Source organism: Enterobacter sp. GER_MD16_1505_Eko_090 (assembly GCF_003331015.1).
GTDB classification, from domain to species: Bacteria; Pseudomonadota; Gammaproteobacteria; order Enterobacterales; family Enterobacteriaceae; genus Enterobacter; species Enterobacter roggenkampii.
This window is the reverse complement of sequence record NZ_PUQF01000018.1, coordinates 48475-62614: the sequence shown is the minus strand read 5'-3', so window position 1 is coordinate 62614 and position 14140 is coordinate 48475. Positions and strand designations below refer to the sequence as shown.

Below are 14140 nucleotides of genomic sequence, written 5' to 3'. Positions count from 1 at the left end.
CATTTCTTCACGAACCGGAAGGTGTGCAATGGCTGCTTTTATTGTGGGCGCAATAGTCCAGAAGAAGACCGGCGGCATTCATGGCGTAGTGGATAGTCTGCAGGACCCGGACGGCGACCATCCACAGTTCTGGGTGCGGTGGGACGACCGAAATTATTCAGTGCATCCGGAAAACGAATTACGCGCGGCCACAATCGATGGGCCACGCCTGTATAAAGAAATGGCGTAAGGAGATCACAATGACCGATACCAGCCTGATTCCAGAAAAAGAAGTGATGAGCAAACTTGGGGTTTCATCACGCCAGACAATCTGGAACTACACCAACCGGCACGGGTTTCCGAAGCCAGTCAGGACCCACCCGAAGGCGTACCTGCGTGAAGCTGTTGATGGATGGATCCTCAATGGCGGCGTTAACCAGAAATGTTCCTGATGTGCCAGAACAGCTTATCAGCGTGAAGCTCATACGCTTTGCGCTGAGCCTCTATCCAGTCGTGTTTGTTGTACACGGCCATTACCCCGCCAAGTTCATGCCCGAGCATCCTCTCAGTAACATGGGGCTCGACATCCATTTCAGACAGCCTTGTTACCAGTGTCCTCCTGAAGTCGTGGGTTCGCCAGTAGCCAAGGTCCATTCCTCCCCTTATTCGATTTACGAACCGGTTGGCGGCCGCAATGCTGATCGGTTCGTTTATATCCTCCCCGGGGAAAAGCACATCATTGTAAGTTGTCATGGCCTTTTCGAGGAAAGGCTTAATCTGTTCGAAGATGGGGCGACGGATGACGTTGCCCATTTTGCTGTGCTCTTTCGGCACGGTCCAGACGTTGTCCAGCAGGTCAAATTCGTTCTTGGTTGCCAGCCTCAGTTCTGAGAGCCTCGCCCCCCAAAGCATCAGCATCTGGTGAAGAAGCTTGTTTGAGGTAGACGCCCGGCTTCTTTCAATAGCCATCCAAATCTGAGCCAGCTCGTTATACGACAGAACGCGGTCGCCCACAGCAGCGCGGGAGCCAAAGTCTCTTGGCTGGATGCTCATAATTGCGCAGCTATCTATCACCTGACGCCGCATGCACCAGCTTATCGCCGATCTTAGCTGGCTGAGTACCTGGCGCGCGCGGCGTGGGTTATCCCTTTCCTCTTCGGTGAGGAGATCTACCCACTGCTTCACAGTGATGGAGGATGCCGGTCGATTCGGGAAAGCGTCATGCATCCGCTTCATAACCGTTGAGCGGTATAGTGCCTGGGTCTTTTCTCTGAGTGTTGTAGAGACGTAATTGTCGAACCAGTAGTCTAGGCACTGAGCGACCGTCAGGGAGTTCTGCGTTTTCTCTTCAAAGTAGGAGCGCGGATCTGTGCCGGAGAAATAAAGGTTTCGTAAATCAGACGTGATCTGCCTGGCATCCTTTAACGACACCGACGGGTAGCGGCCAATTCCAAGACGATGAGGTTTACCATGCCAGCGATACCGGTACTGGAACTGGATGACCCCCTTTGGAGAAATGCGCACGCTGAGGCCATCAGCATCAGCCACTTCTTGTGGGCCCGAATATGGTTTACCATGAATGGTACGCAGTTTTGTGTCGCTGATAGCCATAAATAATATTTGGTACGCTCAGAAATAGTGGTTTGGTACACTTCTGGTACGCAATATCACATGGACATCGAGACACAGTAAACAACTATATTTAACGTTCGTGGACAAACTCAGGTGAGAAAAGGGTTGTTTTTCGAGTGATAACAGGCAGTTAATTAACTATTGTGGACAATATTAAACAATGGCAGACACAGATAAACAACCTACCTTCCTATTCCACGACTACGAAACCTTTGGCACGCATCCGGCGCTGGACCGACCGGCGCAGTTTGCCGCCATCCGTACCGACGACGAATTCAACATCATCGGCGAGCCAGAGGTCTTTTACTGCAAGCCGGCGGATGATTACCTGCCGCAGCCCGGCGCGGTGATGGTCACCGGGATCACCCCGCAGGAAGCGCGGGAAAAAGGCGTTAACGAGGCAGAATTCGCCCGCCGCATCCACGACCTGTTTACCGTTCCCAATACCTGCGTGGTCGGTTACAACAACATCCGCTTCGATGACGAAGTGACGCGCAATATCTTCTATCGCAACTTCTACGATCCCTATGCCTGGAGCTGGCAGAACCGCAATTCCCGCTGGGATTTGCTCGACATCATGCGTGCCTGCTACGCCCTGCGTCCTGAAGGCATTCACTGGCCGGAAAATGAGGAAGGTCTGACAAGCTTCCGGCTGGAACACCTGACGCGCGCCAACGGTATCGAGCACAGCAATGCCCACGACGCGATGGCGGACGTCTATGCCACCATTGCCATGGCAAAGCTGGTGAAAAGCGCACAGCCCCGGCTGTTTGAGTATCTGCTGAGCCATCGCAGCAAGCAGAAGCTTATGACCCTTATCGACGTACCGCAGATGAAACCCCTGGTGCATATTTCCGGCATGTTTGGCGCATGGCGCGGCAATACCAGCTGGGTTGCGCCGCTGGCCTGGCATCCGGACAACCGTAATGCGGTCATCATGGTGGACCTGGCGGGCGATATTTCACCGCTGCTCGAACTCGACAGCGATACCCTACGCGAACGGCTTTATACCCCGAAAAACGAGCTCGGCGATCTGCCGGCGGTGCCGGTCAAACTGGTGCATATCAATAAATGTCCGGTCCTGGCGCAGGCGAATACGCTGCGCCCGGAAGATGCTGACAGGCTGGGCATTAACCGCCAGCACTGCCTCGATAATCTCAAAGTGCTGCGTGAAAATCCGCAGGTGCGCGAGAAAGTCGTGGCCATTTTTGCCGAAGCCGAGCCGTTCGTGCCGTCTGAGAACGTGGACGCCCAACTCTATAACGGTTTCTTCAGCGATGCCGATCGCGCGGCCATGAATATCGTTCTGCAAACAGAGCCGCGCAACTTACCGGCGCTGGATATCACCTTCGCCGATAAGCGCATCGAAAAGCTGATGTTTAACTACCGCGCGCGTAATTACCCCGGCACGCTGGATGAAGCCGAGCAGGAACGCTGGCTGCAGCATCGTCGCAACGTGTTTACGCCAGAGTACCTGCACAGCTATGCACAGGAGCTGGAGATGCTCTACGGCCAGTATGAAGGGAATGCTGAAAAACAGGCGCTGCTGAAATCCCTGTTCCAGTACGCGCAAGAGATAGTTTGATCGATAGGTATAAAAAAGCCGGAGGCGATGTCTCCGGCTTTTTTTGCCCGTTGGCGCGGCGCTTACGCGGGCCTACGGGGTATGTAGGTCGGGTAAGGCATAGCCGCCACCCGACACAGTCTTACGCGACGTCTTCGTACTGCGGAACCGGGTTACGGAAGCTCTTCGTGACGCAGGCCAGGTAAACCAGACCGATACCCGCCCAAATCAGGCCAAGCACCATCGAGCTCTCTTCCAGGTTAACCCACAGCGCGCCCACGGTCAGGGCACCGCACATCGGCAGGAACAGATACTGGAAGTGATCTTTCAGCGTCTTGTTACGCTTTTCACGGATCCAGAACTGAGAGATCACCGACAGGTTAACAAAGGTGAACGCCACCAGCGCACCGAAGTTAATCAGCGCCGTTGCCATCACCAGGTCAAAGTTAATCGCCAGAAGCGCGATCGCACCGACCAGGATAATGTTCATTGCCGGGGTACGCCAGGTTGGATGCACGTAGCCGAAGAAGCTTTTCGGGAATACGCCATCGCGGCCCATTACGTACATCAGACGCGCAACGCCTGCATGCGCGGCCATACCGGACGCCAGTACGGTGATGGTGGAGAAGATCAGCGCGCCGACCTGGAACGCTTTACCCGCCACGTACAGCATAATTTCCGGCTGAGACGCATCCGGATCCTTGAAGCGAGAGATATCCGGGAAGTACAGCTGCAGGAAATAGGTCGAGAAAATAAAGATCAGACCGCCAATCAGCGCCGTCAGGAAGATGGCACGAGGAATTACGCGCTCTGCATCTTTGGTTTCTTCAGACAGGTTGCTGATCCCGTCAAAACCGGTAAAGGAGAAGCACAGAATGGTTGCCCCGGTAATCATCGGGATAACGTGCGCATCACCAGACCAGAACGGCTTGCTGCTCGCCAGGGTGCCCGCGCCTTCGCCGTGGAATACGCCGTAAATCACCATGCCAAGAATAACCGCAATCAGGACAACCTGAAGCACAACGATAACGGAGTTAAAGTTGGCGACAGACTTGATGCTGCGCAGGTTAAAGGCCGTCATAAAGGCCACCAGCGCCACGACGAACATCCACGAGGGAATCGACGGCACCAGCGCTTCAAAATAGATTTTTGCCAGCAGAATGTTGATCATCGGCGCGAACAGATAGTCGAGCAGCGAAGACCAGCCCACCATAAAGCCAACCGTCGGGCTGATGGATTTCTGGGCATAGGTGTAAGCGGAACCCGCAGACGGATAGCGACGCACCAGTTTACCGTAGCTCAGCGCGGTAAAGAGGATCGCAATCAGCGCGAAGCCATATGCCGTTGGCACATGACCGTCTGTGAGGCCTGATACGATACCGAATGTATCAAACAGCGTCATCGGTTGCATATAGGCCAGGCCCATCATAACAACCGGAATCAACGTAAGCGTTTTACGTAATTCCACGCGAGAGGTGTTTGGAGTTGCGTTATGCGACATAGTTATTCTCCTTTACGGTGATAACCGCCACGTAAGCGAAAAATTGCCCCATTTCTTTCTTCCTCAGCGACAACAACTGTCGGATTTTAGTAAATATCTATCCGGTACGAAGCCCGGCCTCTTGGTTTTTAGTTTCGTTTCGTACATGCAAAAAAAAATAACCGACGCCTTTTATATCGTCGATTATTCATTTGGTTGCAGCGGCGGCATTTTGCCCCACATCGGATACAAAAGGCAATACTTTGCAACGCACCGGGTAATTTTCTTTTTGCTAACTGGCTGATTTCTCGACGCTGCCCTGAGCATATACAGCAGCGATAGCACTATTTGCTAAAATTTCGTCCCGCCACCAGGCACTCGCCAGCCCGGCGGTCTGTTCATTCCAGCCCACCCACACCGATTCATGGCTGTTTTGAGCAAGTACCTGTTTTTCAACAAGCGCACCGCTGTCAATAAAGCGCTGCGCCAGATAGCGGGGTAAATAGCCGCAGCCCAGACCGCTAATTTGCAGCTCAAGCTTGGTTTTAAAGTCGAAAACGGTAATCGCTTCCTGCTCATCAAGCAGCTGCGAGGAGACCGCACATTCCGGGCGAGAGCTGTCACCCACTACAATCGCGCGGTAGCCTTTAATCACGCGGCGGTTAAGCGGCTCGGGCTCCTGAGCCAGCGGATGATGAGGCGCCACGGCAAATACCTGCTCCAGCACGCCAAGGCGGGCAAAACCAAATTCACTGAGTTGGGGAGGCTCATGCAATGCACCGACAAAAATGTCCGCCCTGCCCTGGGTTAAGGCATCCCAGGAACCGCCCAGCACGCCGTTGATGAAAATAAGCCGGGTGACGCTGTGATGCTGGTAAAACATTTCAATCAGCGGCGTCAGGAGAGAAAACGGAAAGGTGTCATCCACCCCAATCACCAGCTCGTTTTCCCATCCCTGATGCAGCTTGACGGCCTGTTTTTCCAGCTCGCGAACGGTATGCAGGACTTCGCGGCCTTTTTCCAGCAGCATCTGTCCGGTGCGGGTAAAGCGTGCGCGATGCCCGGAGCGATCGAGGATCTGGATATTGAGGTCGCTTTCCAGTTTTTGGACGGTATAGCTCAGGGCCGAAGGGGTTTTGTAGAGCTTTGCCGACGCAGCGGCAAAGCTCCCCTCTTTTTCCAGTGCATCCAGAATAATAAGAACATCCAGCAGCGGTTTCATGTCGCCCCCTTCTGGTGTGCGATCGTCTCCGCTGCGGAACTTATTCCATGGGCATCACCAGCGGATCGGGATACTGATACTCAAACCCCAGCTCATGACAAATGCGATTGCCATCAACAATTTTGCCTTTACTGCCATCTTTTGCCTCACCAAAGACCGGCGGAGCCAGGCCCAGCTGACGTGCCATCAGCGGGTAAAAGGTGCTGCGCGCCGGATGAGTCGGTGCACATATATTATAGATGTGTCCGCCTTTCGGAGCCTGTAAGAGTAGCTCAATTGCGCCAATAACATCCTCAATATGGACAAGATTCACGCCATGCTGGCCGTCTGGCGCAGTCTTTCCGGCAAAGAAGCGTCCCGGATGGCGGCCAGGGCCCACCAGCCCCGCCAGACGAACGATATCGACCTGCGTGCCGGGAAGATTGTGCAGCCAGTCTTCCAGCTCTTTCAGGATCTGACCGCTCGCGGTAACGGGACGGCGCTCGGAAGTCTCTTTCACTACGCCTTCAACCTCACCATAGACCGACGTCGAGCTGGTAAAAACAATGCGCGGTACGTGATGCGCCAGCGCGCTGTCGACTATCTCCTGCATCGCCTGCAGATAAAATGATTCACCCGGGCCGCTGCGCCGCGCGGGTAGCGTAATCACCAGCGCATCGACGTTCATCAGCGTGTCCAGATCGTCCGCATCACACACCAGTTCCGGCTCCAGACGCAGTTCAACGCCCTCAATACCGCACATGCGCGCCGCTTCAACCCCATCTCGGGTGGTCTTGCTCCCGGTCACCTGCCAGCCTTTCGCGGCTAATGACATCGCCAGCGGCATTCCCAGCCATCCTAAACCGACAATCGCGACCTTTTTCATGCGAATTCTCCTGACTCTCACTCGTCTTTCATAAGGCTACGCCAGCCCGGCAGAACACACAATTCATAGCATCAATATGAAATGAATTAATGATCAAAAAAAGCCCTTGCAATATGTCGCACAACTGGTTTAGGTTAAAAGACATCAAATGAATAAGCATTCATCGAGAATTTATATGACACGCGTTCAATTTAAACACCACCATCATCACCATCATCCTGACTAGTCTTTCAGGCGATGTGTGCTGGAAGACGTTTGGATCTTCCAGTGGTGCATGAACGCATGAAAAAGCCCCCGGAAGATCTTCTTCCGGGGGCTTTTTTTTGGACCGAATTCAGACAGGTTAAAACAGGTTAACGAGGAATAAAGAATGTTAGATAACTCACGCTTACGCATAGCTATTCAAAAATCAGGCCGTTTGAGTGACGATTCACGCGAACTGCTGGCCCGCTGCGGGATTAAAATCAACCTGCACACCCAGCGCCTGATTGCTCTGGCTGAAAACATGCCCATCGACATTCTGCGCGTGCGTGATGACGATATTCCCGGCCTGGTCATGGATGGCGTCGTTGACCTCGGCATCATCGGTGAAAACGTGCTGGAAGAAGAGCTGCTGACCCGCCGCGCGCAGGGCGAAGACCCGCGTTACTTCACCCTGCGTCGTCTGGACTTCGGCGGCTGCCGCCTGTCGCTGGCGACGCCGGTTGATGAAGCGTGGGACGGCCCGGCCGCGCTGAACGGCAAACGTATCGCCACTTCCTACCCTCACCTGCTAAAGCGCTATCTGGATCAGAAAGGCGTGCAGTTTAAATCCTGTCTGCTGAACGGTTCTGTAGAAGTGGCGCCGCGTGCGGGTCTGGCGGACGCCATCTGTGACCTGGTCTCTACCGGCGCGACGCTGGAAGCGAACGGTCTGCGCGAAGTGGAGGTGATCTACCGCTCCAAAGCGTGCCTGATCCAGCGTGACGGCGAGATGGCCGACGCTAAGCAGCAGCTGATCGACAAGCTGCTGACCCGTATTCAGGGCGTGATTCAGGCGCGTGAATCCAAATACATCATGATGCACGCCCCAACCGAGCGTCTGGATGAAGTGATTGCCCTGCTGCCGGGCGCCGAGCGCCCAACCATCCTGCCGCTGGCAGGCGATCAGCAGCGCGTGGCGATGCACATGGTGAGCAGCGAAACCCTGTTCTGGGAAACCATGGAAAAACTGAAGGCGCTGGGCGCAAGCTCCATCCTGGTGCTGCCGATTGAGAAGATGATGGAGTAATGGCCATGAGCTTTAACACAATCATCGACTGGAATACCTGTAGCGACGCACAGCAGCGCGAGCTGCTGATGCGCCCGGCGATTTCCGCCTCTGAAAGTATCTCGCGCACCGTGGCGGAGATCCTGGATAACGTCAAAGCCCGCGGCGATGACGCGTTGCGTGAATACAGCGCGAAGTTTGATAAGACGGACGTCGGCGCATTAGAGGTTACCGAGCAGGAAATCATTGATGCCAGCAATCGCCTGGGGGATGACATCAAGCAGGCGATGGCCGTCGCGGTGAAAAACATTGATACCTTCCACACCGCGCAAAAGCTGCAGACCGTGGATGTCGAAACCCTGCCCGGCGTGCGTTGCCAGCAGGTGACGCGCCCGGTTGCGTCCGTCGGCCTCTATATTCCCGGCGGCTCTGCCCCGCTTTTCTCCACCGTGCTAATGCTGGCGACTCCCGCACGCATTGCCGGGTGTCAGAAAGTGGTGCTGTGCTCACCGCCACCGATTGCCGACGAGATCCTGTACGCGGCGAAGCTGTGCGGCGTGCAGGCGGTCTATAAAGTGGGCGGCGCGCAGGCGATATCCGCCCTGGCGTTCGGCACGGAATCCATTCCCAAGGTCGACAAAATCTTTGGCCCGGGCAATGCGTATGTGACCGAGGCTAAGCGTCAGGTCAGCCAGCGTCTGGACGGCGCGGCCATCGATATGCCTGCCGGCCCGTCTGAAGTGCTGGTGATTGCCGACAGCGGCGCAACGCCAGATTTCGTCGCGTCTGACCTGCTTTCACAGGCGGAACACGGCCCGGACTCGCAGGTTATCCTGCTGACGCCGGATGCCGATATGGCGAAACGCGTGGGCGAAGCCGTGGAGCGTCAGCTTGCCGACCTGCCCCGCGCCGACACGGCACGCCAGGCGTTAGCGGCCAGCCGACTGATTGTGGCGCGCGATCTCGAGCAGTGCATTGCCATTTCTAACCAGTACGGTCCGGAGCACCTGATTATTCAGACCCGAAATGCGCGCGATCTGGTCGACAGCATTACCAGCGCGGGCTCGGTGTTCCTCGGCGACTGGTCACCGGAATCCGCGGGCGATTACGCCTCCGGCACCAACCACGTGCTGCCAACGTATGGCTATACCTCAACCTGTTCCAGCCTGGGGCTGGCGGATTTCCAGAAACGCATGACCGTGCAGGAGCTCTCCCGCGAAGGGTTTGCCTCGCTGGCGTCCACCATTGAAACCCTGGCCGCCGCCGAGCGCCTGACCGCTCACAAAAACGCCGTTACGCTGCGCGTTGCAGCCCTGAAGGAGCAAGCATGAACATTGAAGAATTAGCCCGCGAAAATGTCCGTCGCCTGACGCCTTACCAGTCTGCGCGTCGTCTGGGCGGTAAAGGGGATGTCTGGCTGAACGCCAACGAATATCCTACGGCGGTGCAGTTTGAGCTGTCGCAGCAGACGCTGAACCGCTATCCGGAGTGTCAGCCGAAGGCGGTTATTGAGAACTACGCGCAGTACGCTGGCGTGAAGCCAGAGCAGGTGCTGGTCAGCCGCGGCGCGGATGAGGGCATTGAACTGCTGATCCGCGCCTTCTGCGAGCCGGGCAAAGACGCGGTGATGTACTGCCAGCCGACCTACGGCATGTACAGCGTCAGCGCGGAGACCTTCGGGGTGGCGTGTCGCAACGTGCTCTCACTGGAGAACTGGCAGCTGGATCTGCAGGGGATTGCCGACAATCTTGACGGCGTAAAAGTCGTTTTTGTCTGTAGCCCGAACAACCCGACCGGGCAGATTATTAACCCGCAGGATATCCGCACCCTGCTGGAGATGACGCGCGGTAAAGCCCTGGTGGTCGCGGACGAAGCCTACATCGAGTTCTGCCCGCAGGCGACGCTGGCTGGCTGGCTGGAAGAATATCCGCACCTGGTGGTACTGCGTACGCTGTCAAAAGCCTTTGCTCTCGCGGGTCTGCGCTGCGGATTCACCCTGGCAAATAAAGAGGTCATCGACCTGCTGCTGAAGGTGATCGCCCCGTACCCGCTCTCGACGCCGGTTGCCGATATTGCGGCACAGGCGCTGACGCCTGAGGGGATTAACGCGATGCGCGAGCGCGTGGCGCAAATCCTGGAGGAACGTCAGTACCTGGTGACCGCCCTGAAGGATATACCGTGCGTGGAGCAGGTGTTCGACTCGGAAACCAACTACATCCTGGTGCGCTTTACCGCCTCCAGCGCCGTATTTAAATCTTTATGGGATCAGGGCATTATCTTACGAGACCAGAATAAACAACCTTCTCTGAGCGGATGCCTGCGCATTACCGTCGGCACCCGTGCAGAGAGCCAGCGCGTGATTGACGCCCTGAAAGCGGAGAAAGTATGACCCAGAAGATCCTTTTCATCGATCGTGACGGCACCCTTATTTCGGAGCCACCAGCTGATTTTCAGGTCGACCGATTCGACAAGCTGGCGTTTGAACCTGACGTGATCCCGGTGCTGCTCAAGCTGCAAAAAGCCGGGTACAAGCTGGTGATGATCACCAACCAGGACGGTCTGGGTACCGACAGCTTCCCGCAGGCAGACTTTGACGGCCCGCATAATTTAATGATGCAGGTGCTGACCTCTCAGGGTGTGGTGTTTGATGAAGTGCTGATTTGCCCGCACATGCCAGCCGACGAGTGCGACTGCCGTAAGCCAAAGGTGAAGCTGGTCGAGCACTATCTGGCGGAGGATGTGCTGGATAAGACTAACAGCTATGTCATCGGCGATCGCATTACCGATATTACGCTGGCGGAGAACATGGGCATCGCGGGGCTGCGCTATGACCGCAACAACCTTAACTGGGCGATGATTGGCGAGCAGCTGACAAAACGTGACCGCTACTCGCACGTTGAACGCAACACCAAAGAGACACAGATTGATGTGAAGGTCTGGCTGGACCGCGAAGGCGGCAGCAAGATCCACACCGGCGTGGGTTTCTTCGACCACATGCTGGACCAGATTGCCACCCACGGCGGTTTCCGCATGGAGATCGCGGTAAAAGGCGACCTGTATATTGACGATCACCACACCGTGGAAGATACCGGCCTGGCGCTGGGTGAAGCCCTTAAGCTGGCGCTCGGCGATAAACGCGGCATTAACCGTTTTGGCTTTGTCCTGCCGATGGACGAGTGTCTGGCGCGCTGCGCGATGGATATCTCCGGTCGTCCGCACCTGGAATACAAAGCAGACTTCAATTACCAGCGCGTGGGCGATCTGAGCACCGAAATGGTGGAGCACTTCTTCCGTTCATTGTCCTACACCATGGGCCTGACGCTGCACCTGAAAACCAAAGGCAAGAACGACCACCACCGCGTGGAGAGTCTCTTCAAGGCCTTTGGCCGCACGCTGCGCCAGGCAATTCGCGTGGAAGGCGACGCCCTGCCCTCATCAAAAGGAGTGCTGTAATGAACGTGGTGATTCTGGATACCGGATGCGCCAACCTGAACTCCGTAAAGTCGGCCATCACCCGCCACGGCTACGAACCGGTGGTCAGCCGTGACCCTGACGTGGTGCTGCGTGCCGACAAGTTATTTCTGCCGGGCGTGGGCACTGCGCAGGCCGCGATGGATCAGATTCGCGAGCGCGAGCTGGTCGATCTGATCAAAGCCTGTACCCAACCGGTGCTGGGCATTTGCCTGGGTATGCAGATCCTGGGCCGCCGCAGCGAAGAGAGCAACGGCGTTGACCTGCTGGGCATTATCAACGAAGACGTGCCGAAAATGACCGACCACGGTCTGCCTCTGCCGCATATGGGCTGGAACCGCGTGTACGCCAAAGCGGGCGACCGGCTGTTTCGCGGCATTGAAGACGGCGCGTATTTTTACTTCGTGCACAGTTACGCCATGCCGGTGAACGTCAATACCATCGCCCAGTGCACTTACGGCGAGGCGTTTACCGCGGCGGTGCAGAAAGACAATTTCTTCGGCGTACAGTTCCACCCGGAGCGATCTGGCGCCGCGGGCGCGCAGCTGCTGAAAAACTTCCTGGAGATGTGATGATTATTCCCGCGTTAGATTTAATTGACGGCACGGTTGTCCGTCTTCATCAGGGCGATTACGGTCAACAGCGCGACTACGGAAAGGACCCGCTGCCGCGCCTGCAGGATTATGCCGCTCAGGGTGCACAGGTGCTGCATCTGGTGGATTTGACGGGCGCGAAAGACCCGGCAAAACGCCAGATCCCGCTGCTGAAAAATCTGGTTGCCGGTGTTGATGTGCCGGTACAGGTCGGCGGCGGCGTGCGTACGGAAGATGACGTGGCGGCGCTGCTGGACGCGGGCGTGGCGCGCGTGGTGGTCGGTTCAACCGCCGTCAAAGATCCTGAGACGGTGAAGGGCTGGTTCCGCCGCTTTGGCGCCGACGCGCTGGTGCTGGCGCTGGACGTGCGCATTGACGAACAGGGTAATAAACAGGTGGCGGTCAGCGGCTGGCAGGAAAACTCCGGCGTGACGCTGGAGGCGCTAGTTGATACCTATCTGCCCGTTGGCCTCAAGCACGTGCTGTGCACGGATATCTCCCGTGACGGCACGCTGGCGGGCTCCAACGTTTCTTTATATGAAGAAGTTTGCGCCCATTATCCGCAGGTAGCGTTCCAGTCATCTGGCGGCATCGGTGACTTAGCCGATATTGCTGCGCTGCGCGGAACGGGGGTACAGGGCGTGATTGTGGGCCGGGCCCTGCTGGAAGGTAAATTTACGGTGACGGAGGCGATTCAATGCTGGCAAAACGGATAATCCCTTGCCTGGACGTACGTAACGGCCAGGTCGTGAAAGGCGTGCAGTTCCGCAACCACGAGATCATTGGCGACATCGTTCCGCTGGCAAAACGCTATGCCGATGAAGGCGCAGATGAGCTGGTGTTCTACGATATTACCGCGTCCAGCGATGGCCGCGTAGTCGACAAAAGCTGGGTCGCGCGCGTGGCGGAAGTGATCGATATTCCGTTCTGCGTGGCGGGCGGGATTAAATCCGCTGACGATGCGTCCAAAATTCTCTCGTTTGGTGCCGACAAGATTTCCATCAACTCTCCTGCCCTGGCCGACCCGGAGCTGATCACCCGCCTCGCCGATCGTTTTGGCGTGCAGTGTATTGTGGTTGGGATCGACACCTGGTATGACGCCGCAACGGGCAAGTATCACGTCAACCAGTACACGGGGGATGAAAGCCGCACTCGCGTGACGCAGTGGGAAACGCTCGACTGGGTGCAGGAAGTGCAGAAGCGTGGCGCTGGCGAGATTGTCCTCAACATGATGAACCAGGACGGCGTGCGTAACGGGTATGATCTCGAGCAGCTGAAAAAAGTTCGTGCGGTCTGCCACGTTCCGCTGATTGCCTCCGGCGGCGCGGGCACCATGGAACATTTCCTCGAAGCCTTCCGCGATGCGAACGTGGACGGCGCGCTGGCCGCTTCCGTGTTCCACAAACAGATTATTAATATTGGTGAGTTAAAAACGTACCTGGCCGACCAGGGCGTGGAGATCAGGGTATGTTAACAGAGCAACAACAGGCGCAGCTGGACTGGAAAAAAACGGACGGATTACTGCCGGTAGTTGTCCAGCATGCCGTCTCAGGCGAAGTGCTGATGCTGGGCTATATGAACCAGGACGCGCTGGCGAAAACGATCGACAGCGGCAAAGTGACGTTTTACTCCCGCACGAAACAGCGCCTGTGGACCAAAGGCGAAACCTCGGGCCATTTCCTGAATGTAGTAAGCATTACGCCGGACTGCGATAACGATACCCTGCTGGTGCTGGCAAACCCCATCGGTCCGACCTGCCATAAGGGCACCAGCAGCTGCTTCGGCGAGGCGAGTCACCAGTGGCTGTTCCTGTATCAACTGGAGCAGCTGCTGGCGGAGCGTAAAACGGCGGATCCGGAGAGTTCTTATACCGCGAAGCTGTACGCCAGCGGAACCAAGCGTATTGCGCAGAAGGTGGGTGAAGAAGGCGTTGAGACGGCGCTGGCCGCGACCGTGCATGACCGCGAGGAGCTGACGAACGAAGCGTCTGATTTGATGTATCACCTGCTGGTGCTGCTGCAAGATCAGGCGCTGGATTTGACGGCGGTGATAGAAAACCTTCGCAAACGTCACAAATAAAAAAAC

17 protein-coding genes and 1 other annotated feature are annotated in these 14140 nt (G+C 56.4%); of the genes, 12 read left to right on the top strand and 5 right to left on the bottom strand.

Translation table 11 applies throughout. The features are described from left to right. The first annotated feature begins 28 nt into the window (after positions 1 to 28). On the top strand, positions 29 to 229 hold the full coding sequence (locus C6A40_RS18960; RefSeq protein ID WP_114191336.1) for a hypothetical protein: 201 nt from the start codon (positions 29 to 31) through the stop codon (positions 227 to 229). A gap of 10 nt (positions 230 to 239) precedes the next feature. Continuing rightward, positions 240 to 431, top strand: a complete 192-nt coding sequence (locus C6A40_RS18955) for a helix-turn-helix transcriptional regulator (RefSeq protein WP_114191335.1) — start codon at positions 240 to 242, stop codon at positions 429 to 431. Here C6A40_RS18955 and C6A40_RS18950 read toward each other — a convergent pair. After that, positions 412 to 1590 (bottom strand): tyrosine-type recombinase/integrase, encoded by a 1179-nt coding sequence (locus C6A40_RS18950; RefSeq protein WP_114191334.1) that lies wholly within the window; start codon positions 1588 to 1590, stop codon positions 412 to 414. The genes C6A40_RS18955 and C6A40_RS18950 overlap by 20 nt on opposite strands. Positions 1591 to 1771: 181 nt before the next feature. Between C6A40_RS18950 and sbcB the strand changes: the two genes are divergently transcribed. Continuing rightward, on the top strand, positions 1772 to 3196 hold the full coding sequence (gene sbcB, locus C6A40_RS18945) for an exodeoxyribonuclease I (protein WP_114191333.1): 1425 nt from the start codon (positions 1772 to 1774) through the stop codon (positions 3194 to 3196). 121 nt (positions 3197 to 3317) lie between these two features. Here sbcB and plaP read toward each other — a convergent pair whose 3' ends face one another. The 4 genes from plaP to C6A40_RS18925 all read right to left on the bottom strand — a co-directional run bounded on the left by plaP (position 3318) and on the right by C6A40_RS18925 (position 6742). Continuing rightward, positions 3318 to 4676, bottom strand: coding sequence for a putrescine/proton symporter PlaP (gene plaP / locus C6A40_RS18940; protein ID WP_008499462.1), 1359 nt, complete (start codon positions 4674 to 4676; stop codon positions 3318 to 3320). After that, positions 4666 to 4728, bottom strand: a complete 63-nt coding sequence (yoeI, locus tag C6A40_RS18935; protein ID WP_099458931.1) for a membrane protein YoeI — start codon at positions 4726 to 4728, stop codon at positions 4666 to 4668. The genes plaP and yoeI overlap by 11 nt, the downstream gene beginning before the upstream one ends. Before the next feature lie 219 nt (positions 4729 to 4947). Further along, on the bottom strand, positions 4948 to 5877 hold the full coding sequence (locus C6A40_RS18930; protein ID WP_021241428.1) for a LysR substrate-binding domain-containing protein: 930 nt from the start codon (positions 5875 to 5877) through the stop codon (positions 4948 to 4950). Positions 5878 to 5917: 40 nt separating this feature from the next. Continuing rightward, positions 5918 to 6742, bottom strand: a complete 825-nt coding sequence (locus tag C6A40_RS18925) for an SDR family oxidoreductase (protein ID WP_045337077.1) — start codon at positions 6740 to 6742, stop codon at positions 5918 to 5920. Positions 6743 to 6917: 175 nt separating this feature from the next. Between C6A40_RS18925 and hisL the strand changes: the two genes are divergently transcribed. From hisL to hisIE, 9 genes are all read left to right on the top strand, one after another. Next, entirely contained in the window at positions 6918 to 6968 is a 51-nt protein-coding gene (gene hisL, locus C6A40_RS18920; protein ID WP_001364200.1) for a his operon leader peptide, read from the top strand. Next, positions 6944 to 7067 (top strand) — a sequence feature (His leader region). (Overlaps the previous gene by 25 nt.) A 45-nt stretch (positions 7068 to 7112) precedes the next feature. Further along, on the top strand, positions 7113 to 8012 hold the full coding sequence (gene hisG / locus C6A40_RS18915; protein ID WP_000886595.1) for an ATP phosphoribosyltransferase: 900 nt from the start codon (positions 7113 to 7115) through the stop codon (positions 8010 to 8012). A 5-nt stretch (positions 8013 to 8017) separates the two neighbouring features. Then, a complete protein-coding gene (hisD, locus tag C6A40_RS18910; RefSeq protein ID WP_023294782.1) occupies positions 8018 to 9322 on the top strand; it encodes a histidinol dehydrogenase in 1305 nt (434 codons plus the stop codon). Further along, positions 9319 to 10380 carry a histidinol-phosphate transaminase gene (hisC, locus tag C6A40_RS18905; RefSeq protein WP_023344482.1) on the top strand — a complete coding sequence of 354 codons (1062 nt, stop codon included), beginning with the start codon at positions 9319 to 9321 and terminating at the stop codon, positions 10378 to 10380. The genes hisD and hisC overlap by 4 nt, the downstream gene beginning before the upstream one ends. Continuing rightward, positions 10377 to 11444 (top strand): bifunctional histidinol-phosphatase/imidazoleglycerol-phosphate dehydratase HisB, encoded by a 1068-nt coding sequence (hisB, locus tag C6A40_RS18900; protein ID WP_021241432.1) that lies wholly within the window; start codon positions 10377 to 10379, stop codon positions 11442 to 11444. Before hisC ends, hisB begins: the two co-directional genes overlap by 4 nt. Next, positions 11444 to 12034, top strand: coding sequence for an imidazole glycerol phosphate synthase subunit HisH (hisH, locus tag C6A40_RS18895; protein WP_023294783.1), 591 nt, complete (start codon positions 11444 to 11446; stop codon positions 12032 to 12034). The genes hisB and hisH overlap by 1 nt, the downstream gene beginning before the upstream one ends. Continuing rightward, positions 12034 to 12771: a 1-(5-phosphoribosyl)-5-[(5-phosphoribosylamino)methylideneamino]imidazole-4-carboxamide isomerase gene (gene hisA, locus C6A40_RS18890; protein ID WP_045337075.1), complete on the top strand. Its 738-nt coding sequence runs from the start codon at positions 12034 to 12036 to the stop codon at positions 12769 to 12771. The genes hisH and hisA overlap by 1 nt, the downstream gene beginning before the upstream one ends. Further along, positions 12753 to 13529: an imidazole glycerol phosphate synthase subunit HisF gene (gene hisF, locus C6A40_RS18885; RefSeq protein WP_045337073.1), complete on the top strand. Its 777-nt coding sequence runs from the start codon at positions 12753 to 12755 to the stop codon at positions 13527 to 13529. The genes hisA and hisF overlap by 19 nt, the downstream gene beginning before the upstream one ends. Next, the gene (gene hisIE, locus C6A40_RS18880) at positions 13523 to 14134 is read left to right on the top strand and encodes a bifunctional phosphoribosyl-AMP cyclohydrolase/phosphoribosyl-ATP diphosphatase HisIE (RefSeq protein ID WP_045337072.1); all 612 of its coding nucleotides are present in this window, start codon (positions 13523 to 13525) and stop codon (positions 14132 to 14134) included. Before hisF ends, hisIE begins: the two co-directional genes overlap by 7 nt. The last annotated feature ends 6 nt before the right edge of the window (positions 14135 to 14140 follow it).

Excerpts from the sequence above, each read along its gene's own strand:
- hisH (WP_023294783.1), top strand. The coding sequence starts at position 11,444 with ATGAACGTGGTGATTCTGGATACCGGATGCGCCAACCTGAACTCCGTA.
- hisG (WP_000886595.1), top strand. The coding sequence starts at position 7,113 with ATGTTAGATAACTCACGCTTACGCATAGCTATTCAAAAATCAGGCCGT.
- hisF (WP_045337073.1), top strand. The coding sequence starts at position 12,753 with ATGCTGGCAAAACGGATAATCCCTTGCCTGGACGTACGTAACGGCCAG.
- C6A40_RS18930 (WP_021241428.1), bottom strand. The coding sequence starts at position 5,877 with ATGAAACCGCTGCTGGATGTTCTTATTATTCTGGATGCACTGGAAAAA.
- hisD (WP_023294782.1), top strand. The coding sequence starts at position 8,018 with ATGAGCTTTAACACAATCATCGACTGGAATACCTGTAGCGACGCACAG.
- hisIE (WP_045337072.1), top strand. The coding sequence starts at position 13,523 with ATGTTAACAGAGCAACAACAGGCGCAGCTGGACTGGAAAAAAACGGAC.
- C6A40_RS18960 (WP_114191336.1), top strand. The coding sequence starts at position 29 with ATGGCTGCTTTTATTGTGGGCGCAATAGTCCAGAAGAAGACCGGCGGC.
- hisC (WP_023344482.1), top strand. The coding sequence starts at position 9,319 with ATGAACATTGAAGAATTAGCCCGCGAAAATGTCCGTCGCCTGACGCCT.
- hisA (WP_045337075.1), top strand. The coding sequence starts at position 12,034 with ATGATTATTCCCGCGTTAGATTTAATTGACGGCACGGTTGTCCGTCTT.
- C6A40_RS18950 (WP_114191334.1), bottom strand. The coding sequence starts at position 1,590 with ATGGCTATCAGCGACACAAAACTGCGTACCATTCATGGTAAACCATAT.
- C6A40_RS18955 (WP_114191335.1), top strand. The coding sequence starts at position 240 with ATGACCGATACCAGCCTGATTCCAGAAAAAGAAGTGATGAGCAAACTT.
- C6A40_RS18925 (WP_045337077.1), bottom strand. The coding sequence starts at position 6,742 with ATGAAAAAGGTCGCGATTGTCGGTTTAGGATGGCTGGGAATGCCGCTG.
- sbcB (WP_114191333.1), top strand. The coding sequence starts at position 1,772 with ATGGCAGACACAGATAAACAACCTACCTTCCTATTCCACGACTACGAA.
- hisB (WP_021241432.1), top strand. The coding sequence starts at position 10,377 with ATGACCCAGAAGATCCTTTTCATCGATCGTGACGGCACCCTTATTTCG.
- plaP (WP_008499462.1), bottom strand. The coding sequence starts at position 4,676 with ATGTCGCATAACGCAACTCCAAACACCTCTCGCGTGGAATTACGTAAA.